This window comes from Halomonas sp. 72, from assembly GCF_052379785.1.
GTDB classification, from domain to species: domain Bacteria; phylum Pseudomonadota; class Gammaproteobacteria; order Pseudomonadales; family Halomonadaceae; genus Vreelandella; species Vreelandella citrativorans.
Map to the genome: position 1 here is coordinate 61,286 of NZ_JBQSYY010000019.1, position 20,498 is coordinate 81,783.

Below are 20,498 nucleotides of genomic sequence, written 5' to 3' on the forward strand. Positions count from 1 at the left end.
TCGGTTAAGGCATTCTGAGCGTTATATTCATAAAAAAACCTCGCAAGCAGTGCTTGCGAGGTTTTTATGGTGCTAGCGCTAAAGCACAGCTTAGTGACGGAAGTGGCGCATCCCGGTGAAGACCATGGCAATGCCCGCTTCGTTGGCAGCATCAATCACTTCCTGGTCGCGCATGGAACCACCAGGCTGAATAACGGCGGTAATGCCCGCAGCGGCGGCGGCATCAATGCCATCACGGAAGGGGAAGAAGGCATCAGACGCCATAACGGAACCAGGTACAGAAAGGTTTTCGTCGGCCGCTTTGATGCCCGCAATTTTAGCGGAGTACACGCGACTCATCTGGCCTGCGCCCACGCCAATGGTTTGGCCGGCTTTGGCATACACAATGGCATTGGATTTAACGAATTTGGCAACGCGCCATGCGAATGCCAAGTCGCGCAGTTCCTGTTCTGAAGGTGCGCGCTCGCTGACCACAGTAAGCTCGTCGCGAGTCACCATGCCCTGATCGCGCTCTTGTACCAGCAAACCTCCGTTAACCCGCTTGAAATCAAAGGCGGGCTGGTGGTTGCCAGGCCAATGTGCGCTGACATCCAGCAGGCGGACATTTTTCTTTTCGGCGATAATCGCAACGGCCTCATCGCTCACCCCGGGTGCAATAATGACCTCAACAAACTGACGATCAACAATTGCGCGCGCGGTATCAGCTTCAAGCGGCGTGTTGAAGGCAATAATGCCGCCGAAAGCACTGGTAGGGTCAGTTGCAAACGCTTTGTCATAAGCCTCAAGCGCCGTAGCGCCGATGGCAACGCCACAGGGGTTAGCGTGTTTAACAATCACGCACGCCGTTTCATCAAACGCCTTGACGCACTCAAAAGCCGCATCGGTATCGGCAACATTGTTAAAAGAAAGCGGTTTGCCTTGCAGCATGGTAGCTGTCGCAACACAGGGTTCAGATGCTGCAGGGTCAACGTAAAAGGCAGCCTGCTGATGCGGGTTTTCGCCGTAGCGCATGTCCTGCTTTTTATGCAACTGAAGATTAAAGGTACGCGCGAAGGTGGCATCGCTCTCGCTGACTTTACGACCCAAGTACTCGGCAATGGCGCCGTCGTAGCCCGCAGTGTGCTCAAACGCTTTAACCGCAAGGTCAAAGCGTGTGGCGGTGCTCACCTGGCCATCATTGGCGGCCAGTTCTTCAAGCACGCGCGTGTAGTCGTCGGCGTTAACTACGATGGTGGTGTACGCGTGGTTTTTAGCGCAGGCACGGACCATGGTGGGGCCGCCAATATCGATATTTTCGATGGCGTCTTCCAGGCTGCAGTCAGGTTTGGCAACGGTGGCTGCAAACGGGTAGAGATTAACCACGACCATATCAATCGGGGTGATATCGTTGTCAGCCATTACTGCGTCATCTTGACCACGGCGCGCCAGAATACCGCCGTGAATTTTAGGATGCAGCGTTTTCACTCGGCCATCCATGATCTCAGGGAAGCCCGTATGTTCGGATACTTCGGTGACCGGGATGGCGTTTTCCTGTAACAAGCGGAAGGTGCCGCCCGTGGACAGTAGCTCAATGCCGCGCTCGGTAAGGCTGCGGGCAAACTCAACAATACCCGTTTTATCGGACACGCTTAACAGCGCGCGGCGAACAGGAGTAGCGGTACTATCAACCATGAATAAGCTCGTGTGCAGAGTGGGACAATAAAAACAACAACGCCCCATGGTTATGGGGCGTCACCTTCGATAAGACCGTAAATCTTGAGTTTCTTGCGCAGCGTACCGCGGTTTAATCCCAGTACATCAGCGGCGCGTGTCTGGTTACCTTCGGTATGCTCCAGCACGCAGGCCAGCAGCGGCGCTTCTACTTCGGCCATCACCATGGCGTACAGGTCGGTGGCCTGACTGCCATCGAGATGCTCGAAGTAGCGGCGCATGGCAGACTCCACGGCCTCTCTTAACGGCTGCGGCGGGGCGCTTGCCGCTGGGTCAGCGAGCGTACCCGCTAGTCGCGAGGGTAACTCGCTAGAAAGAAGATCGCGTTCGTTCATGCAGCATGGGTTCCTTTGGCTAATAGACGCTTGTCTGCGTCAAACGCCATGGCGTCGTTAATCCAATCAAATTGTGTTTCAGGTGATGCCAGCGCATTGAATTGCTGTTTTAGCTCGCGGCGCTTTGTATCGCAAAAGCGCAGATCACTTTCGAGATACCAGCCAATATGCTTGCGCGCAATGCGTACACCCATCGTGTCGCCATAAAAGGCGTGCAGCGCCGCTACATGCCCGGCCAGCACGTGACGACGCTCCTCCAAGCTTGGCAAAGCCAACTGCTCGCCATGCTGTAGGTAATGGGTTATTTGCTTGAAAATCCAAGGATTACCCTGGGCGCCACGTCCAATCATTACCGCATTCGCGCCGGTATAGCGTAGGACATCGGCTGCTTTTTCAGGACTTGTAATATCACCATTGGCAATCACTGGGATGGACAGACACGATTTGATATCGGCGATCGTGTCGTACTCTGCCCAACCAGTATAGCGCTGTTCGCGATGTCGGCCATGAACAGCGAGTGCCTGAATGCCTGCATCTTCTGCCAATCGAGCAATTCTCACGCCATTGTTGGATTCGGCGCACCAGCCGGTACGGATTTTCAAGGTAACCGGCACATCCACCGCCTTGACCACCGCATCTAAAATATCGGCAACCAAGACCTCATCGCGCAGTAGCGCTGAGCCAGCCGCCTTGTTGCAGACCTTCTTTGCCGGGCAGCCCATATTGATATCGATAATCTGGGCGCCCAGTTCGACGTTAAGGCGTGCCGCCTGAGCAAGCATCTGGGCGTCGCCACCGGCAATTTGCACGATCCGTGGGTCGGGCTCACCCGTATGGTCCATCCGCAGTTGGGACTTTCGGGTATGCCACAGGCTGGGGTCTGAGGTGACCATTTCGCCTACTACCCAGCCAGCGCCCAGCCGCCGGCAAAGCTGGCGAAAAGGGCGGTCGGTCACGCCTGCCATCGGCGCCAGTATGACCTGATTGGGCAAGCTGTAAGGGCCGATAGATGTCGATTGTAGCGTGGCTAATGTCATGGAGTTTGCGCTGCTGGATAAGCGAGTAGGCGTTCAGGGGGGCGTATGATACGCCTACTCGGAAGCGGAATGAAGGCTGTTTTGAAGATTAACCGGGTCGATGGCCTGTTAGTCTCACCCAGCCTTCACGAATAACCGGCTCATCCATCATTATGCCTTCTGCTTCGTAGGCCTTAAGCACGTCCTGGGCCTGGTTGGCAAGAATGCCTGACAGCGCAAGAAGCCCCTTCGGCGCGACATGTCCCGCAATCGTTGGCGCTAACTCCACCAGGGGGCCGGCTAAAATATTCGCAGTGACAATCGGGTAAGGGCCGCCTGTTAACTGCTCCGGATAATAGAGCGCGAGATTTTGCTCTGCAATATGATTGCGTTCGGAGTTATCGCGGCTAGCCTGCAGCGCCTGAGGGTCAATATCCGTGCCATCGGCGTGCTGAGCACCTAGCTTAAGCGCGGCAATGGCGAGAATGCCCGAGCCACAGCCAATATCCAGCACGTTCTTGTCGCCAAGTGTGCCATCAACCGCTAACTGATCAAGCCATTCAAGGCACAGTGCGGTAGTAGGATGAGTGCCGGTGCCGAAGGCTAAACCTGGGTCTAAAATTAGATTGACCGCGCCTGCTTCAGGCGGTGTATGCCAGCTAGGAACAATCCATAAGCGCTGGCCCATCTGGAGCGGTTTGAAGTCATCCATCCACTCGCGTTCCCAGTCACGGTCGGCCAGCAGCTCATACTCAATGGTGGGGCAGGATTCATCGGGCATTTGTTGCGCCCAAGCGCTTTCGATGCGGGCCAGCATGCTTTCCACGCCCTCCAAATCATCGTACAGGCCGGTCAGAATGGTGTCCTGCCAAAGCGGCGTGGTGCCGCGTTCTGGCTCAAAGACGGGGTCATCATGGGCATCCTGAAGCCCAATGGCGGTAGCTCCCTCTTCAAGCAGTAGCTCTTCCAGAAGTTCAGCCTGTTCAGGCGCTACGTGGGCTTTGAGTTGCAGCCAAGGCATGGGGAGTCTCCGCGGTAGGCATAATCGATAACGGGGTGGGTTGGCCACCCCGTTGGGTATTACTCGGCAACACTATGAAATGCTTGCTTGGCACATGGAGCGTTTAGCCGGCAAGTTTCTTTTCTAGATAGTGAATGTTGACACCGCCCTGGCGGAATTGGCTATCGCGCACCAGGTCTTTCTGTAGGTCAATATTGGTTTTGATACCTTCGACCAGCAGCTCATCCAGCGCATTACGCATGCGCGTTAACGCGATCTCACGATCCTCGCCCCAGGTGATCAGCTTGCCAATCAGTGAGTCGTAGTGTGGCGGAACGGTATAGCCGGTATACAGGTGAGAATCCATGCGCACGCCCAAGCCGCCTGGGGCGTGATACAGCGTCACTTTGCCTGGTGATGGCATGAATGTGCGTGAGTCTTCCGCGTTGATCCGACATTCAAACGCGTGGCCGTTAAGCTTAACGTCTTCCTGGCGAATCGACAGTGGCAAGCCTGACGCAATACGCAGCTGTTCTTTGACGATATCCACGCCGGTGACCATTTCCGTTACCGGATGCTCAACCTGAACACGTGTGTTCATCTCGATAAAGAAGAACTTGCCATCTTCGTACAGGAACTCGAACGTACCGGCGCCGCGGTAGTTAATTTCAATACAGGCCTGGCGGCACGCTTCCAGTACGTCGGCACGTGCTTTCGGGTCGAGGCCGGGGGCAGGTGCTTCTTCAAGTACTTTTTGATGGCGGCGTTGCAAAGAGCAGTCGCGGTCATAGAGGTGGATCGCATTGCCCTGACCATCGGCCAGAACTTGTACTTCCACATGGCGCGGTTTCTCAAGGAATTTTTCCATGTAAACCGTGCCATCGCCAAACGCTGCCTGGGCTTCGTTTTGGGTAATGCTAATGGCGGACAGTAACTGGTCTTCTGAATGCACGACCCGCATGCCACGACCACCGCCACCAGCCGCTGCCTTGATGATAACGGGATAGCCTACACGCACGCCAGCCGCCAGGCTTGCGGCTTCATCATCGCCCAGGGGGCCATCAGAGCCAGGTACGGTAGGTACGCCCGCCTTCTTCATGGCTTCAATGGCGCTCACTTTGTCGCCCATTAAGCGAATGGTTTCAGCGCGCGGACCAATAAAGGTAAAGCCGGAGCGCTCAACCTGCTCGGCAAAATTGGCATTTTCAGACAAAAAGCCATAGCCGGGATGAATGGCGCTTGAGTCGGTCACTTCGGCAGCGCTAATCAGCGCGGGAATATTCAAGTACGACTGGGCCGAAGAGGCCGGGCCAATGCACACTGCCTCATCCGCCAAGCGTACGTGCATCAGTTCGCGGTCAGCCTTGGAGTGTACGGCGACGGTTTTGATGCCCAGCTCTTTACATGCCCGTAAAATACGTAGGGCTATCTCGCCGCGGTTCGCGATAAGTACCTTGTCCAGCATGGGAGAGTCCACCCGTGTTGATGTGAAAGATTAAGCGAGGACGATCATGGGTTGATCAAATTCCACCGGCTCACCATCTTCCACCAGGATGGCTTCAACCACGCCGTCGCGATCAGCTTCAATCTGATTCATCATTTTCATCGCTTCAACGATACATACCGTGTCGCCTTGCTTAACGGTGTCGCCTACTTCAACAAACGATTTTGCACCCGGTGCCGGGCTGCGGTAGAAGGTGCCCACCATCGGAGAGTTAACGGCTTCACCGCGGAAGCTTGCGCTGGCAGGCTCCGCGTCAACGCTGGGCGCTGTAGGTGCTGCGGGAGCCGGTGCAGGCGCTGCAAAAGGTTGGGAATACTGGGGCATTGGCTGGGGCTGCCAGGTAGCACCGTTAGGATGACGGCTGATGCGTACTGACTCTTCGCCCTCCTGAATTTCAATTTCGCTAATGTTGGATTCTTCGAGCAGTTCGATCAGTTTTTTTACTTTGCGAATATCCATATTGGGCCCCGTAGATAGATGAAGGTTGCTGCCTAACACGCTAGTGATAACGCTTAAGTATCGCAATATTTAGCGCGCAGTAAACCAAGTTAAGAAAAGAAGAGAACGCAGCATGATGGTGAACGTTACCCCTCTAACAGCTTAAAAATCGAGCATTTAACTAATGTGGAGGCGGAGTTTGCCGAAAAAAGCGGAACATGTCCAGCGCTAGTCCAGTGCAGAGCCGAGGCATAAAACGCGGTATGCCTTGATGGCTATCTTTACCGTTTAGCGAAGAGCATGCTGTTATCGGTACTCAACAATTGCCCCCAGGGTACAAATAAAGTTCAGGCTTTTAGCTTAATAGCCACTGTTTTAAGGATGAAAGATGCTCTGCAAGCGCGTTGGCGGTGACCTCCCCTTGGATCCGCGCTGGGCGTATTTCTGCACCTTGATCAAAGAACAGCAGGCTGGGCGGCCCAAAAAGCTGGTACTGGTTAAGTAGCTGCCTACTTTCAGGGGTCGTATCGGTGACATCGACGGCAATTAGCGTGAAGCCTTCCAACGCCTCAATAACACGTGGGTCTGGATAAACTTCACGCTCCATAACTTTGCATGAAATACACCAGTCAGCGGTGAAGTGGACAAAGGCGGGTTGATGGGCACTGTCTGCCTGAGCAAGAGCTGAGCGTAGTTCATCCAGGCTATCCACGGTTACAAAATCAAGCGCCGTTTCTTGAGTGGCTGTAGCACTATGGGAAAAGCGCAGCGGTTGAAGCGGGTTATTATTGCCCTGAGCTGCGCCCAAAACGAGGGCACCCCCCCAGGCAAGCAGCATCAATCCCAGCGTTTGTCGCGCACGCGACCAACCTGACGGTGGGTTCAGACGTAACGCGCCCAGCGCCAGCGCGCTGCCTATCGCCAGTGCTGCCCAGAGCAGGAGTCCTACAGGCCCGGGTACAAGACGCTCAATCATCCAAATGGCCACACCCAGCAGCAATAAACCAAAGCCGGTTTTAACGCCGTTCATCCAGGCGCCTGTTCGTGGCAGTAGGGTAACGCCCAGCGTGCCGACCAGTAGCAGCGGCAACCCCATGCCAAGACCCAGCGCAAAAAGAACCGCGCCCCCAATAGCAGCGTCGCCGGTAGAGGAAATAAAGACCAATGCACCGGCAAGCGGCGCGGTAACGCAGGGCGATACCACCAGTACCGAAAGCGCGCCTGCCAGGGCGAGCCCTCCCGGGCCACTGCGTTGCGCCCGAGCTTGCCATGCCTCGATGCGGTGGGTCATGCGTGACGAGAAACGTAACTCGAAGGCGCCAAACATGGCGAGCGCAAACAGCGTGAAAAGTAACCCAAACGCTATTAATACAGGCGCCGACTGAAGGCGGGCCTGCAAGTTTAGGCCTGCTCCAAAGAGCCCCATTAAGACACCAACAATGGCGTAGGTCGTCGCCATGCCCAATACGTAGCTTGCCGAAAGAACAAACGCACGCGGTTTAGTCGGGTTCTGACCAACGATGATCGAGGAAAGAATGGGAATCATGGGTAAAACGCAGGGCGTAAATGTTAAACCCAGCCCGGCAATAAAGAAAAGCCCCAAGGCTAGCGGCAGGCTTGCCTCGCTTAGTAAGGCGCTAAAGCGGCTGTCGGCACTTTGCGGTGTGTTCAGCGCTTGACGAGAAGTGTTTGGGTTTTCCGACCCAGCGCTGGTAGTCGCTTGGGCAGGCGCGGCAATGTCTGTTGATGAGGGGCTGTTTTCGGCTAACCATTGGGCATATTGAGCAGGCGGCTGTGACTCAGCGGCCTGTAGTGGTACCTGTTCAGGTGGGTAGCAAAGCCCGGCATCGGCGCAGCCTTGAAAGGTAAGCTTAATGTCGATGGGACCTGAATAAACATGTTCAAGCGGTGTCTCAAACACCAGTATGTCGCGAAAGGTGTAGACATCGCCCATAAATTCGTCATTGGTAAAGGTGCCTTCGGGTAGAGCAGGGCTACCCAGTGCCACAGACGGCGTTTGGCTTTTAACGTCAAACTGATGTCGGTAAAGGTAATAGCCTTCGGCACTTTGAATGCCGATATAAAGTGTTTCGCCATCGTGCCAAGCGGTAGGCTGAAATGCCTCCATTACGGGCAGAAACTGATCGTTGCTGCTGGATGAAAACCATTGTGCGTGGGCGAATAACGGTAGCCAGCAGAGTAGCCAGAATAAACCTAATCGTTTGACGGATAACACGATACATCCTTAACGGCGATATGGCTGAAAAGCACCCGCATTAACATGGCGCATAATATGGAACGAGCGCTTGGTAGCACTTGTGAAAGATCCGCGCGCAGTGATAAAAAAATGGCTAGTGGGTGTAATAAGAAGGCCGCCTATTGGCGGCCTTCTTAATAGAGACAAAACAGCGCGTTTAGTTCACTTACGCCTTTTGGTAAGCGGCCGCTGATTTCTCAATAGCTTTACGCGCTGCTTCAACGCCTTCCCAAGACTCAACTTTTACCCACTTGCCTTTTTCAAGGTCTTTGTAGTTTTCAAAGAAGTGAGCGATTTGCTGACGCAGAAGCTCGGGCAGGTCGGTAACTTCCTGTACGTCATCATAAAGCGTGCTGAGTTTGGGGTGCGGTACGCATACCAGCTTGGCATCTTCACCTGCTTCATCGGTCATGTTCAGGATGCCGATGGGGCGCGCACGAATAATGCTGCCAGGCGCTACCGGGTGCGGTGTTACTACTAAGGCGTCGAGTGCATCGCCATCATCAGCCAGCGTATGGGGAATAAAGCCGTAGTTGGCGGGGTAAAACATCGGGGTCGCCATAAAACGATCAACCAAGAGTGCGCCCATATCCTTATCAATTTCGTATTTGATAGGCGAGTGGTTCGCAGGAATCTCGATCGCCACGTAAATATCGTTCGGCAAATCCTTTCCAGCTGGGATGTTATCGAAGTTCATCGTTGAGTCCTTAGAAGTTCTTGGGTGTTGCAGTGGCTAAGCAATTGATGCGTTGCACGAATAGTCGGGAATTATACGAAGATGGCTGGGCGATTGCCAATGCAACATGGGCGCAGCGCCGACGCTATCGCTTAATGGTAGCGGTAATTTGCTTTTATCGCAGTGGTCGCGACGTTTGGTGGGCATCGCAGTAAAGCCGTTGCGTGTATTATAGCGACCATGAAGTTTTGTCATGAAATTCTGTCATGAAATTCTGTTGAGCGGTTCGCCAAGGAGGATGAGTGGGGCATGCCCAGTTGCTGATCAGTTATGGTCAAGCGTTTGTTGCGCCTGACCGACGTTTGCATCGCAGCTCCATGTCGGTGCGTTTCCCTGATGCACCGCTATTAAAGGTCAAAGGGGGCTGCGCCGTTATCAGCGACTCTGTGTCGCGCAATACGCTGGCCAAACAGGCGGGTGATTTAAGTGTGCGTGGCTTTTTAGCGGATTACTTTTCTACGCCTGACCATTGGGACACTAAAACGTCAGCAACACGCGTGCTACGTGCACTCAATAGCTGGTGTTACAGCCAAAGCCAGCATGTAAAAGAGGGTGGCTTTGTTTCCTCAATGTCGGTGGTTGTCTTTCGTAAGTGCGAAGCGCACCTGTTTCATATGGGGGACACGCTGGTATTTCGCTTACGGGGCGCTGAGTTTGAGCAGCTGACGCGAGACCATGTGACCGATATTGGCGGCTACCACTATCCTTCCCGGGCGCTGGGAATGGATGGCAGTGTGGACATCGACTATACCCATCTGGGCCTTAAGCAGGGCGATATTTTTCTGTTCACCACGCGTGGCGTGCGCGGTACGCTGTTGCCTTCCGACTACGTACGCTTGATTCGCCAGGATGCCAGTGACCTGGATGCGGCTTGCGAACGCCTGGCCAGTGAAGCCAAGCAGCGCGCTCAAGAGCGAGGCTACGGAGGGGATCAATTTTGCTTTCAATTGGTGCGCATTGATGAGTTGCCGGAAGAGTCGCCGGACGACCCGGGGCTGATTTACGGTGATTTGCCGATTCCGCCTGAACTGGCGCCAGGCGAACGGCTTGATGGGTTGGAAGTGATAGAAGTTCTGTCGCGTAATGCGCAGTCTCGTGTCTATCGGGTAAGAGACGTGCATACCGAGCGTGAAATGGCAATGAAGGCGCCAAGCCCTGAGCTATCGCTCCGTAATGCCTATCTGGAGCATTTCCTGCTTCAGCAGTGGATCGTTGAGCGGGTTAATTCGCCTTTTATCGCTAAGGTCGTAAAGCCCTCAAGACCACGCCGCTATCTTTACTACTTGATGCAGCATGTTGAAGGGGACACGTTGCGCCAGTGGGCCGAGCGGCATCCTCAGGCCAGCCTTGTCCAGCGCTTGGATATCGCAAACCAGCTGGGTAAGGCCGTGCAAGCGCTGCACCACCGCGACATTATTCATCAGCAGATTACGCCGGATAATATTTTAATTGATAGCCACGGTAAGCTGATGCTCAACGATTTTAGCGCGTGCCATATGCGTGAGGTGGACGGTCACCGGCATTCAGGTGAGCTATTGCGCCAAATTGGTTTTAACGAACACACCGCGCCTGAGTATGCATTGGAAGATAGCATTGGCCGCCGCAGCGATCAGTACTCCCTCGCTTCAACCGTCTACTGGCTGTTAACCGGAGAGCTACCTTACCAACTTACCCCAAACAAGTTGCGCAGTCATACGGATTTAGAAGAACTTAGCTATCGCAGCTCGCGAACTCATAACCCGGAAATTACCCAAGAGCTGGATGATGCCTTACGGCGTGCATTGGACCCACAGCGTGCGCTGCGCTTTAGGCGTCAGTCAGAGTTTCTGCATGCACTGCGAGTTCCGCTAGGCCGTTTGCCTGTTCAAGAGGACACTCGCCAGGAGCCACGTCGTCATTTCTGGCAAGGCGTCGCCGGTGTGCTGCTGCTGCTATTGGTGCTTTCGTGGCTATTAAGGTGATGTGCTAGCTAAAAAAACGGGCGATGAGATAATCATCGCCCGTTTTGGTTACCGCCGTTGGCAACCCCGAAAGGGGGCGCCTTATAGCGTAAATGTGGGAAGTTTTTGGTCCACTTTGGCAAGTTTCAGCTTAGCCACTTTGGGCAAGCCGTTCTCAAAGGGCGGGAAGTCTTCGCCTTGAATCAACGGTGAGAGGTAATCACGGCATGCCTGGGTAATCGCAAAGCCGCTTTCGCTAATAAAATCACGCGGCATGAACTTTTCCTGGTTGGCAATCTGGGCCAACGGCGCGGAAATAACATCCCACTGATAGGGTGATTGAGAAATGCGGCGAATCGCGGGCATCATCGAGTTCTTGCCTGCCAGCGCGAGCGTCACGGCTTCACGGCCAACCGCATAGGCTTGTTCAACGTCTGTTTTCGAGGCCAAGTGGCGAGCTGCACGCTGTAAGTAGTCAGCGACGGCCCAGTGATACTTGTAGCCCAGGTCTTGCTTGATCATGCCGGCAAGCGTAGGCGCAACACCACCCAACTGGCGATGACCAAAGGCATCGGTATTGCCTGCATCGGCCAGGAAGGTGCCGTCTTCATAACGTGCGCCTTCTGATACCACGATGACGCAGTAGCCGTTCTGTTTCACGCTTTTCTCAACCCGCGCCATGACGGCTTTACGGTTGAAGGCGATCTCGGGGAAAATAATCAAGTGAGGCGGTTCACCTTCGCCTTCACCGGCTAATCCGCCCGCCGCTGCAATCCAGCCGGCATGGCGCCCCATCACTTCAAGCACGAAGACTTTGGTCGATGTTGCGCACATGGAGGCGATATCAAGAGAGGCTTCACGGGTAGAGGTGGCAATATATTTGGCAACGCTACCAAAACCTGGGCTGTTATCGGTAATCGGCAGGTCATTATCCACGGTTTTAGGCACGTGAATAGCGGTTAGCGGATAGCCCAGCTTTTCTGAAAGTTGAGAGATCTTCAGGCAAGTGTCGGCACTGTCGCCACCACCGTTATAGAAGAAGTAGCGAATGTTATGTGCCTTAAATACCTCAATTAAACGCTCGTACTGAGTGCGATGGGTATCGATATCTTTTAGCTTATAGCGGCAAGAACCGAATGCACCGCCGGGCGTATAGCGTAATGCGGCAATCGCTTCGTCGCTTTCCTGAGTAACATCAATGAGGTCTTCGGTTAATGCGCCAATAATGCCGTTATGGCCCGCGTATACCTTGCCAATTTGTTCGGGAGCTTGTCGGCATGCTTCGATAACGCCGCAGGCGCTGGCGTTAATAACGGCGGTAACGCCGCCTGACTGGGCGTAAAAGGCATTATACTGAGCCATTGAAACGTCTCATCTTTTGAAAAGCGAAAAAGTAAAGCACACAGAAAGCGTTGAACGCCTTCATCAACGGTGCATGTAAAGTGTCGAAGTTTAGCGTAAAGCCCACGTCACTGCATCCAGCTTGGGGTTATTCACCGTCATCCATGTCCTGCTCTCGTTGGGCCAGGCGCCATCCGCCCAAGTCTTTATAACGGTTAACCATGGCGCAGAATAACTCCGCCGTGCGTTCGGTATCGTAGCGTGCTGAGTGTGCTGCTTTATTGTCAAATTCGATACCGGCCGCACGGCAGGCTCGGGCCAGTACGGTTTGGCCGTAAACAAGGCCTGCCAGCGTCGCGGTGTCAAAACTTGAGAAAGGGTGGAACGGATTGCGTTTAACGTTGCAGCGATTAGCGGCAGCGTTAAGAAACCCCTGATCAAACGCCGCATTGTGGCCGACTAAAATGGCGCGCGAACATCCATGGGCTTTTATAGATTTGCGTATAGGGCGGAAAATTTCACCCAGCGCTTCTGTTTCGCTGAGCGCTACCTGGCGGCGTAGTGGGTCATCCAGATTGATACCGGTAAAGTCCAGCGCTGACTGTTCAACATTGGCCCCTTCAAAAGGTTGAATGTGATAAGCGTAGGTCGCATCAGGCAGTAGGTTTCCTTCCGGGTCCATGGTGAGCGTGACGGCTGCAATTTCAAGCACGGCATCACTGTGGGCATTGAAGCCGCCCGTTTCTAAATCAATGACAACCGGCAGATAACTGCGAAAACGTTGGGCCATTAATTCGCGGGCAATTGCCTCGCTCATGCAGCTCTCCTTAGTACAGCGAGTAATCGTCAAAAATGGGCGGTAAGCCGCCTCCTGGATGGTGTGATTCTAGCAGCTTTCTGTATAAGGCGTCGCTGACGGTATTCGCTAGCCATAGAGAACGCTATACTTGGCGTTTACTTTGATACGTTGTGCGCTTAAAGGCGCCGTATTCGCTGGTGAGCGTCGTTTCACACACGTGGTTTTTATAAACGGTTTTATAAACAAGGAGCAAAGAATGTCCGATGTCAAAAAGGTTGTGCTGGCATATTCAGGCGGCCTGGACACCTCTGTAATCGTTAAGTGGTTGCAAGAAACTTACAACTGCGAGGTAGTGACCTTTACTGCCGACATCGGTCAAGGCGAAGAAGTCGAGCCGGCACGCGCGAAGGCACAGGCACTGGGTGTTAAAGAAATTTACATTGAAGATTTGCGCGAAGAGTTTGTACGCGACTATGTCTTCCCCATGTTCCGTGCCAATACCGTTTATGAAGGCGAGTATTTGCTGGGCACCTCCATTGCACGCCCACTAATCGCCAAGCGGTTGATCGAAATCGCCAATGAAACCGGCGCCGACGCTATCTCTCACGGTGCAACCGGTAAAGGTAACGACCAGGTGCGCTTTGAGCTGGGCGGTTACGCACTGAAACCTGGCGTTAAAGTGATTGCGCCGTGGCGCGAGTGGGATCTAACGTCTCGTGAAAAGCTGATGGCTTACTGCGAAGAGCACAATATCCCGGTCGACTTCTCCAGCAAGAAGAAGAAATCGCCGTACTCCATGGACGCCAACCTGCTGCATATTTCCTACGAAGGCGGCATTTTGGAAGATCCGTGGGCCGAAGCTGAGGACGATATGTGGCGTTGGAGCGTATCGCCTGAAGCCGCCCCGGATCAGCCTACGTATGTTGAGTTGACGTTCGAGAAAGGCGATATCGTTGCCATCGACGGCGAAGCACACAAGCCGCACGAAGTGCTTGAGAAACTCAATAAAGTAGGTGGTGATAACGGCATTGGCCGTTTGGATATCGTAGAGAACCGTTACGTGGGCATGAAGTCGCGTGGCTGCTACGAAACACCTGGCGGCACCATCATGCTTCGCGCCCACCGTGCCATTGAATCGCTGACGCTTGATCGTGAAGAAGCCCACCTCAAAGATCAGCTAATGCCGAAATACGCAGAAGTGATCTACAACGGCTACTGGTGGAGCCCCGAGCGCCGCATGCTGCAAGCCGCTATTGATGAGACGCAGGCAAACGTCTCGGGCGTTGTGCGCATGAAGCTCTATAAAGGTAACGCCACCGTAGTAGGACGTAAGTCCGAGCAGTCGTTGTTCGACGAGTCCATCGCAACGTTTGAAGATGACGCCGGTGCTTACAACCAGAAAGACGCGGAAGGCTTTATCAAGCTGAATGCATTACGTTTACGGATCGCCGCTGGCAAAGGTCGTCAGCAGAGCTAATTCCGATCAAAAGCGGCAGGTTTTCCTGCCGCTTTTTTTCTAACGCGAGGAGCCCGTATGTTTAAAAAGCTCTTTTCAGGACTGTTGGGTGGCGGCAGTAAGTCGGCCACTAAGGCGGTCACCAATGCCGCGGAACCGGTGGAATACAAAGGCTATTCGATCGTTTCTCAGCCCGATCAACAAAGCGGTCAATACCGCGTCAGCGGTTGGATTAGCAAGGCTGACAGCAATGGTGAACCGCGTGAACTTCGCTTTGAGCGTTCCGATATGCTCCCTGGCCGCGATGCTTGCGATGCCATGATGGTGACCAAGGCACAGCGTTTTATTGATGAAGTGGGCGATGAAATGTTTAAGCCTGACCCTCGTCATGCGGGCAGTGAGCCAACAATGACGGATAACCAGCAAACGCCAAGCGCCTAAGGCGCAGGCGTGCCTTTGTTAGGCTCTGCTTCTGGTAGTGTCAACACAAAGCAGGCGCCCTTGAGTACTTGGGCATCCTCTACCCAAAGCCTGCCACCCATGTGAACAGCAATTGCCCGGCTGATAGGTAAGCCTAAACCACTGCCTTTAGGGCGACCACCGGTGGATGTATCGCCCGGCTGTAGCTGGTGGAATTTCTCGAATACATGTTCACGTGCGCTTGGCTCAATGCCTGCGCCATTATCTTCGACGCATAAATAAACGTGTTGATTCTGTTTATACAAGCGCAGCAAGACGTGTGGGTCTGCCGGGTCGGCAAATTTGCTCGCGTTATCCAGCAGATTGATAATAATTTGCTCCAGCCGGTCCGGGTCGCCAATAACGTTGGAGGGTCGTTCTAAAATAGTGATTTCAAGGTGGACATTACGTTGCTCTTGTAGTCGCGCAATCGCTTCAAGGCTATGGTCGGTAAGCGCTGCTAGATCCAGCGTTTTTGCATCAAACGTCATACGGCCACTCTCCAGACGAGCAAGATCCAGAATTTCATCAATCAGCCGTGAAAGGCGTTGGCTCTCAAGTACCATGACGTGCAAAAAGTGCTGTCGTTTTTCCTCGGGAACGGCCTGAGAACCTGACAGGATTTCTGCAAATGCGCGAATGGAGGTGAGCGGGGTGCGCAGCTCATGACTCACCATCGCTACAAACTCATCCTTTAAACGGTCCAGTTCACGGAGTCGATCATTGGCGCTTTGTAAGTCCTTGCCGATTCGCGTCAGCTCATCCGATTTCTGTTTTAAACGACGGTTGTACTCCAGCGTTTGCGTGGTGATGTCCAGCATGCTGAGCAATGACTCAATATCGAGTGCTTCACCGCGAACCACCGAGTTGATCAATACGCGCGCTGACGCATTACCCAGTGAGCCTGCCAAGGCCTGTTCTGCGCGCATGATAAGTTCATCAGCGGCAGGCTGGTCTTTTTGCAATGTGCTAAGGGTTTGGGTGTGCGTTGAAAAAACCTGCTGCGCCGCTTTAAGTCCTAAGTAGCGCACCAATAGCTCATGCAGAGCACCTTGCGTTGTTTGGCCACGTTGAAGCGAAGTGGTGGGCAGGTTGGGGTGCAGCGCCTCGGTAAACAGGGCGGCCTGGGTTTGTTCAAGCGGGGTGGAGCGCGTAAACAGTGAAATGCTCACTAACAGACCTGCGTTGACAAACATGCTCCAGAGAAGGGAGTGCGTATAAATGTCCCATCCTTCCAACCCAAAAAGCGCATAGGGCGTCAGCCAGCCAATACCCCAAGGGCCTTCGGTGAGTAGTGCGCTATCCAGCCATCCGGACTGAGCAAACCCAGGCAGAAGCAGGGTGTAGCTCCACATGAAGAATCCGCCGATTAAGCCATACACTGCCCCCAGCCGGGTAGCGCCACGCCAATAAAGGCCAATTAGCAGGGCCGGTGCGAACTGTGCCGCGCCGACGAAAGACACCAGGCCGATGGTGACTAAACTGTAGGAGTCGCCGATGAGCGCGTGGTAGAGATAGCCGAGTAGCAAGATAAGTACGATGGCGACCCGGCGTATTCTTAAAAGCCACCGGGCAAGCCCGCCTTTACTGTCTGTATGCAGCGCCTTGAAACGTAGCAAGAGCGGCATGATCAGTTGGTTGCTGACCATAGTGGAGAGCGCAATGGTTTCAACAATGACCATGCCCGTTGCCGCAGAAAGCCCGCCAATAAAGACCAGCAGGGGAAGTCCTTCAAGCCCCGCAGAAAGCGGCAGGGTCAGCACAAAGCTGTCTGGGTCTCCCGCATCGAGCAGTAAACCGGCCAGGGCAATAGGGATCACAAATAGGTTGATCAGGAGTAAATACAGGGGGAATAGCCAACTGGCCCTGGCAAGATGGCGCTCGTCGATATTTTCAACCACCAGCACCTGGAACTGACGTGGTAGGGTTAGGAACGCCAGAAAGGCAAGGACCAACATGCCTACCCAGCCGGTTGCTCCACCTGGAACGCTTTCCAGGTGCATTAATTGACTTAAGGCAGGCGTTTGGGCGACCTGAGTAAATAGCGAACCTGGCCCCTCAAACAGGATAAAGACAACAAAAATCCCCACCGCTAGAAAAGCCACCAGTTTGACAATAGACTCCAGCGCAATAGCCGCTACCATGCCTTCATGACGCTCGCTGGCATCCAGATGGCGTGTGCCGAATAAAATAATAAAAACGGCCAGTACCAAAGCAACCCACAAGGAGCGGTCCATCCAGAAACGCTCGTTATAGAGAATCGACTCAGCGCTTTGTGGGTAGCTAATGAGTACCGCATGGCTCACCGTAATGGCCTTTAGCTGTAGGGCTATATACGGCGTAATGGTAATCAGCGATATGAGCGCCACCAGCGCGCCAAGACTGGCACTTTTGCCATAGCGGGCGCTAATAAAGTCAGCAATGGAGGTGAGCCGTTGGCGTGCGGCAATGCGCACCATTTTGCGGATGATAAAAGGCGATAGCATCATCGCAAGCGTTGGCCCTAAATAGATAAGTAAAAAACTTGGGCCAAACTGCGCCGCGCGCCCGACACTGCCGTAGAATGTCCATGCCGTACAGTAAACGGCAATAGAAAGGGCATACACCGTTGGTGAGTTGATAATGGAACGGCCTTGCACCGCCCGGCGGTCGCCCCAGGCCGCTACTAGAAAAAGCAGGCCTAAATAGCCGAACACCGCACTTAGTATCAGCGCATCCGTTCGCATGATTATCGCCTTTTAGTAGGTTCCATCAGCCACGCGCTCAGGCCAATGATGAACGCCCAACTGCAGAAAAGATAAAGGGGTAGCCAACCGATACCTACCGAGGGCAGGCGATCAATCACTAGAAGCAGTGGCGGACAGAAAAGCATCAGTGCCAGGGTGACTAGCCCAAGTAAGCGTTCTCGGTAGCGTGAATTTGAAGGCATCATGAGGCGCTGGCATCCTCTTTATCAAACGCACTGGCTTGTAAGGCGAGTAACTGCTCAAGTGTAGTAATTCCGCGTGCTTCCAAACGCGGCAGTAATGCAAGCCAGAGCTCGCCAGTTACGCGAGCATCGCCCAGCGCCGTATGGCGAAGACCGGGTGGCAGTGTCAAGCCATACCGCTTCACTAGGCTGTCCAGGTCATGGCCATCGAGCCCTTCATCAAGCGCACGGGAGATTAATAAAGTATCCAGTACGGGCATGTCGAATAGCACACCTTTCTGACTGATCGCGAGCATATCGAACGAAGCGTTATGGGCGAGCAGGACAGCTTCACCAATATAATCACGAAAGTGCGGTAGCACCTGCTCCAGGCGCGGGGCTTCGTTAACGTCGCTATCTGTGATGCCATGAATCGCGGTACTGGCGGCAGGAATCGGCTTGTGTGGGTTAACGTAGTGATCAAACACATCGCTGGCTAATAAGCGTCCATTCACAATACGACAGGCGCCGAGGCTAATCACCGTATCGCCTCTGCGTAGCTCAAGCCCGGTTGTTTCGGTATCAAAAATCACCAGTTCCAGGCTACGCAGAGCGCAATTAGCGAGCGTGGTATCGGGAGAGGGCAGGTCTGCGATACCAAAATCATGAAATTCTGGCCGAGGTGGCGCAGAGCGCGGAGCCGCGTTTTGCGCCACGCCAAGAAGCGGTAGCCGCAAGCGTGCGTGCTGGCCGTCGGTGTCTTGCGTGCTCCAGGCATCGCTTGCGTGCTGGCGCAATACATCCGCCGCACTTGGGCTCAAGGGGAGCGTGTTCAGGGGGTGCATTAGCCACTTGGTAAGCTCGCTCTCGGGTATCGGTTTGCCCTTCCATACAAGGTCGAGGTAGGTGTGTTTCGGGCTAAGTGACACTTCGCCTTCAAACACACTGCCCGTGATGTAATCACTCAGGTGTTTAACCAGCGATCCAAAAAGAGCCATCAACGCAGGGGCATCGCCTTTAAACCAGACTGGCATTCCAATGGGGGTGATCAGGCGGTGGGCAGGGTCCAGATAATCATCCAGCATCTGCCAAAAGTCATTGGACCATATTGAGGTAAGCCGCTCACCCTGTTGCTGCATGGCTTCAACAAGTTCACTGACGTTAGCGACTGTTTCACCAAGGGCGCTACTCTCTTCATGCACTACTTGCTCTAGCCGCTGAGCAAGCGAGCCACTTTCATACGTCGATTGACGCAGTTGGCTGAGTGCATCCGTCGCCGTTACCAGGCTTGCCGTATGTTGGCGCAGAGGTGTGAGCATACGTGCAAGATCGGCCCGCTCACCCCGTTCACTGGCCCAGGCCGCCGTGGCATCGCTGCAGGTTATTAGTGTTTCACCTTGGCTTTCAGGCACCCGACGGATAATGACTTTTAACCAGCGCTGATCACACGGCACCAAAAGCTCACGCGGAGTGCCATTAGCGGGCAGTTGCTCAAGGAGTTGTTGCAAGCTTGCAAGCGGCAATAGGGCTTCCAGACGCTTACCCAAGCCCAGGCCTTGCGTATTCACAAAAAAGCGCTCAGCCGCTTGGTTGAACAGCATTAAACGGCGGTGCTTATCGTAAAGCAGAAGCGGCGTTTCCAGCACCTGTAGCAGCGCCTCAAGCGCTTTACGGATACGGGTTGCGCTTTGGGCGCCCTCGGCACGGGCCTTATGCAATGAATGACGGTCTGAGTGCCAGCTCTCTTGCACACGGCGTAGATCAGGTGCCAGACCCTTCAGCCAGCCTTGCGGGGGCCAAGTGTCTTCGGTATCAGGGTTGGCGGCCAGTCGGGCAAGCTGTGCTTGCAGACTGCGTAGCGGCGTAAAAAGCAGACGTTCAAGCAGCAAGCCCACTAAGAAAAGTGTGATGCCGCCTGAAAAGCAACCTGCCCAGAGGATAAGCCGATAGCCACCCGTCACGTTCAACTGGCTTTCCAGCCAAGCAGCAAATAAAGCCCCTCCCAAGAGACTCAAGCCGCTAAGCAGTAGCCAGGCACCCACCAAACGCTGCCGTTTAGGCAGTGCCTTTGGCGTCATGAGGTTTCCTCACCCAGCAGGGTTTGCACTTTCTCAACCAGCGCCTGTGTTGAAAATGGCTTGGTAATATAGGCGTTAGCGCCCAGCGCAAAGCCCTTTTCACGCTCCGCTTCACGGCCATGGGCGGTGAGCATAATCACCGGCAGCTGTGCCGTAGCGGTATGGCTGCGTAGTGCTTCCAATACATCAAACCCGCTAATCCCGGGAAGGCTAATATCCAGTAACACAACATCTGGTTCGTTGGCCGCCACACACTCAAGGGCTTGTTCGCCATCCAGCGCGCTGATGACATCAAACCCTGCCTGCTCCATTAAAAATTCAATCGACAGGACGATGTTCGGTTCATCATCGACCACTAGCACTTTTGTCATGGAGCCCACCGACTGGTTGTTGTTTAAAAACATTTATCTCACTCACTACGAGTGTAGGTAGCGATGCAAGGCAGGCCAAGACGACCTTGGCCGAATAGAAAGCGAGTGCGGGTACCAGTTTACAACTTTAGGGTGAATAATCGGTGTTAA

17 protein-coding genes are annotated in these 20,498 nt (G+C 54.0%); 3 read left to right on the forward strand and 14 right to left on the reverse strand.

The window, feature by feature from the left end:
- Positions 1 to 90 precede the first annotated feature (90 nt).
- The 8 genes from purH to ppa form a co-directional block, all read right to left on the reverse strand.
- A complete protein-coding gene (gene purH / locus ACT3T6_RS14880) occupies positions 91 to 1,671 on the reverse strand; it encodes a bifunctional phosphoribosylaminoimidazolecarboxamide formyltransferase/IMP cyclohydrolase (RefSeq protein ID WP_193054362.1) in 1,581 nt (526 codons plus the stop codon).
- A 50-nt stretch (positions 1,672 to 1,721) separates the two neighbouring features.
- On the reverse strand, positions 1,722 to 2,045 hold the full coding sequence (fis, locus tag ACT3T6_RS14885) for a DNA-binding transcriptional regulator Fis (RefSeq protein WP_087105564.1): 324 nt from the start codon (positions 2,043 to 2,045) through the stop codon (positions 1,722 to 1,724).
- Positions 2,042 to 3,082 (reverse strand): tRNA dihydrouridine synthase DusB, encoded by a 1,041-nt coding sequence (gene dusB, locus ACT3T6_RS14890; RefSeq protein WP_193054361.1) that lies wholly within the window; start codon positions 3,080 to 3,082, stop codon positions 2,042 to 2,044. Before dusB ends, fis begins: the two co-directional genes overlap by 4 nt.
- A gap of 88 nt (positions 3,083 to 3,170) precedes the next feature.
- Complete coding sequence (gene prmA, locus ACT3T6_RS14895) at positions 3,171 to 4,082, reverse strand: 50S ribosomal protein L11 methyltransferase (protein WP_193054360.1); 912 nt, start codon at positions 4,080 to 4,082, stop codon at positions 3,171 to 3,173.
- 103 nt (positions 4,083 to 4,185) lie between these two features.
- Positions 4,186 to 5,526 (reverse strand): acetyl-CoA carboxylase biotin carboxylase subunit, encoded by a 1,341-nt coding sequence (accC, locus tag ACT3T6_RS14900; protein WP_193054359.1) that lies wholly within the window; start codon positions 5,524 to 5,526, stop codon positions 4,186 to 4,188.
- Positions 5,527 to 5,556: 30 nt separating this feature from the next.
- A complete protein-coding gene (accB, locus tag ACT3T6_RS14905; RefSeq protein ID WP_172116519.1) occupies positions 5,557 to 6,024 on the reverse strand; it encodes an acetyl-CoA carboxylase biotin carboxyl carrier protein in 468 nt (155 codons plus the stop codon).
- 334 nt (positions 6,025 to 6,358) lie between these two features.
- On the reverse strand, positions 6,359 to 8,239 hold the full coding sequence (gene dsbD, locus ACT3T6_RS14910) for a protein-disulfide reductase DsbD (protein ID WP_193054358.1): 1,881 nt from the start codon (positions 8,237 to 8,239) through the stop codon (positions 6,359 to 6,361).
- A gap of 187 nt (positions 8,240 to 8,426) precedes the next feature.
- Entirely contained in the window at positions 8,427 to 8,957 is a 531-nt protein-coding gene (ppa, locus tag ACT3T6_RS14915; protein ID WP_087105558.1) for an inorganic diphosphatase, read from the reverse strand.
- Between the two features lie 281 nt (positions 8,958 to 9,238).
- Here ppa and ACT3T6_RS14920 point away from each other — a divergent pair, with 281 nt between their 5' ends.
- Positions 9,239 to 10,957 (forward strand): bifunctional protein-serine/threonine kinase/phosphatase, encoded by a 1,719-nt coding sequence (locus ACT3T6_RS14920; RefSeq protein WP_193054357.1) that lies wholly within the window; start codon positions 9,239 to 9,241, stop codon positions 10,955 to 10,957.
- A gap of 81 nt (positions 10,958 to 11,038) precedes the next feature.
- On the opposite strand, the gene ACT3T6_RS14925 is transcribed toward ACT3T6_RS14920, so the two are convergent.
- Both ACT3T6_RS14925 and rnt read right to left on the reverse strand, forming a co-directional pair.
- Complete coding sequence (locus tag ACT3T6_RS14925; RefSeq protein ID WP_193054356.1) at positions 11,039 to 12,298, reverse strand: 6-phosphofructokinase; 1,260 nt, start codon at positions 12,296 to 12,298, stop codon at positions 11,039 to 11,041.
- A gap of 127 nt (positions 12,299 to 12,425) precedes the next feature.
- On the reverse strand, positions 12,426 to 13,094 hold the full coding sequence (gene rnt / locus ACT3T6_RS14930) for a ribonuclease T (RefSeq protein ID WP_193054355.1): 669 nt from the start codon (positions 13,092 to 13,094) through the stop codon (positions 12,426 to 12,428).
- Positions 13,095 to 13,332: 238 nt separating this feature from the next.
- Between rnt and ACT3T6_RS14935 the strand changes: the two genes are divergently transcribed.
- Both ACT3T6_RS14935 and ACT3T6_RS14940 read left to right on the forward strand, forming a co-directional pair.
- A complete protein-coding gene (locus tag ACT3T6_RS14935) occupies positions 13,333 to 14,553 on the forward strand; it encodes an argininosuccinate synthase (protein WP_193054354.1) in 1,221 nt (406 codons plus the stop codon).
- Between the two features lie 57 nt (positions 14,554 to 14,610).
- On the forward strand, positions 14,611 to 14,973 hold the full coding sequence (locus ACT3T6_RS14940) for an HlyU family transcriptional regulator (RefSeq protein ID WP_193054353.1): 363 nt from the start codon (positions 14,611 to 14,613) through the stop codon (positions 14,971 to 14,973).
- Here ACT3T6_RS14940 and ACT3T6_RS14945 read toward each other — a convergent pair.
- The 4 genes from ACT3T6_RS14945 to ACT3T6_RS14960 are packed head-to-tail and all read right to left on the reverse strand — an operon-like array spanning position 14,970 to position 20,348.
- Complete coding sequence (locus ACT3T6_RS14945) at positions 14,970 to 17,717, reverse strand: sensor histidine kinase (RefSeq protein ID WP_193054352.1); 2,748 nt, start codon at positions 17,715 to 17,717, stop codon at positions 14,970 to 14,972. The genes ACT3T6_RS14940 and ACT3T6_RS14945 overlap by 4 nt on opposite strands.
- 2 nt (positions 17,718 to 17,719) lie before the next feature.
- Positions 17,720 to 17,923, reverse strand: coding sequence for a hypothetical protein (locus ACT3T6_RS14950; protein WP_172116526.1), 204 nt, complete (start codon positions 17,921 to 17,923; stop codon positions 17,720 to 17,722).
- A complete protein-coding gene (locus ACT3T6_RS14955) occupies positions 17,920 to 19,977 on the reverse strand; it encodes a 3'-5' exonuclease (protein ID WP_193054351.1) in 2,058 nt (685 codons plus the stop codon). Before ACT3T6_RS14955 ends, ACT3T6_RS14950 begins: the two co-directional genes overlap by 4 nt.
- On the reverse strand, positions 19,974 to 20,348 hold the full coding sequence (locus ACT3T6_RS14960) for a response regulator transcription factor (protein ID WP_172116528.1): 375 nt from the start codon (positions 20,346 to 20,348) through the stop codon (positions 19,974 to 19,976). The genes ACT3T6_RS14955 and ACT3T6_RS14960 overlap by 4 nt, the downstream gene beginning before the upstream one ends.
- Positions 20,349 to 20,498: the final 150 nt, after the last annotated feature.

Coding starts and splice junctions, on each gene's coding strand:
- prmA (WP_193054360.1), bottom strand. CDS start 4,082: ATGCCTTGGCTGCAACTCAAAGCCCACGTAGCGCCTGAACAGGCTGAA.
- ACT3T6_RS14950 (WP_172116526.1), bottom strand. CDS start 17,923: ATGATGCCTTCAAATTCACGCTACCGAGAACGCTTACTTGGGCTAGTC.
- ACT3T6_RS14940 (WP_193054353.1), top strand. CDS start 14,611: ATGTTTAAAAAGCTCTTTTCAGGACTGTTGGGTGGCGGCAGTAAGTCG.
- dusB (WP_193054361.1), bottom strand. CDS start 3,082: ATGACATTAGCCACGCTACAATCGACATCTATCGGCCCTTACAGCTTG.
- ppa (WP_087105558.1), bottom strand. CDS start 8,957: ATGAACTTCGATAACATCCCAGCTGGAAAGGATTTGCCGAACGATATT.
- fis (WP_087105564.1), bottom strand. CDS start 2,045: ATGAACGAACGCGATCTTCTTTCTAGCGAGTTACCCTCGCGACTAGCG.
- ACT3T6_RS14925 (WP_193054356.1), bottom strand. CDS start 12,298: ATGGCTCAGTATAATGCCTTTTACGCCCAGTCAGGCGGCGTTACCGCC.
- ACT3T6_RS14935 (WP_193054354.1), top strand. CDS start 13,333: ATGTCCGATGTCAAAAAGGTTGTGCTGGCATATTCAGGCGGCCTGGAC.
- ACT3T6_RS14960 (WP_172116528.1), bottom strand. CDS start 20,348: ATGACAAAAGTGCTAGTGGTCGATGATGAACCGAACATCGTCCTGTCG.
- accC (WP_193054359.1), bottom strand. CDS start 5,526: ATGCTGGACAAGGTACTTATCGCGAACCGCGGCGAGATAGCCCTACGT.
- purH (WP_193054362.1), bottom strand. CDS start 1,671: ATGGTTGATAGTACCGCTACTCCTGTTCGCCGCGCGCTGTTAAGCGTG.
- rnt (WP_193054355.1), bottom strand. CDS start 13,094: ATGAGCGAGGCAATTGCCCGCGAATTAATGGCCCAACGTTTTCGCAGT.
- ACT3T6_RS14945 (WP_193054352.1), bottom strand. CDS start 17,717: ATGCGAACGGATGCGCTGATACTAAGTGCGGTGTTCGGCTATTTAGGC.
- ACT3T6_RS14955 (WP_193054351.1), bottom strand. CDS start 19,977: ATGACGCCAAAGGCACTGCCTAAACGGCAGCGTTTGGTGGGTGCCTGG.
- accB (WP_172116519.1), bottom strand. CDS start 6,024: ATGGATATTCGCAAAGTAAAAAAACTGATCGAACTGCTCGAAGAATCC.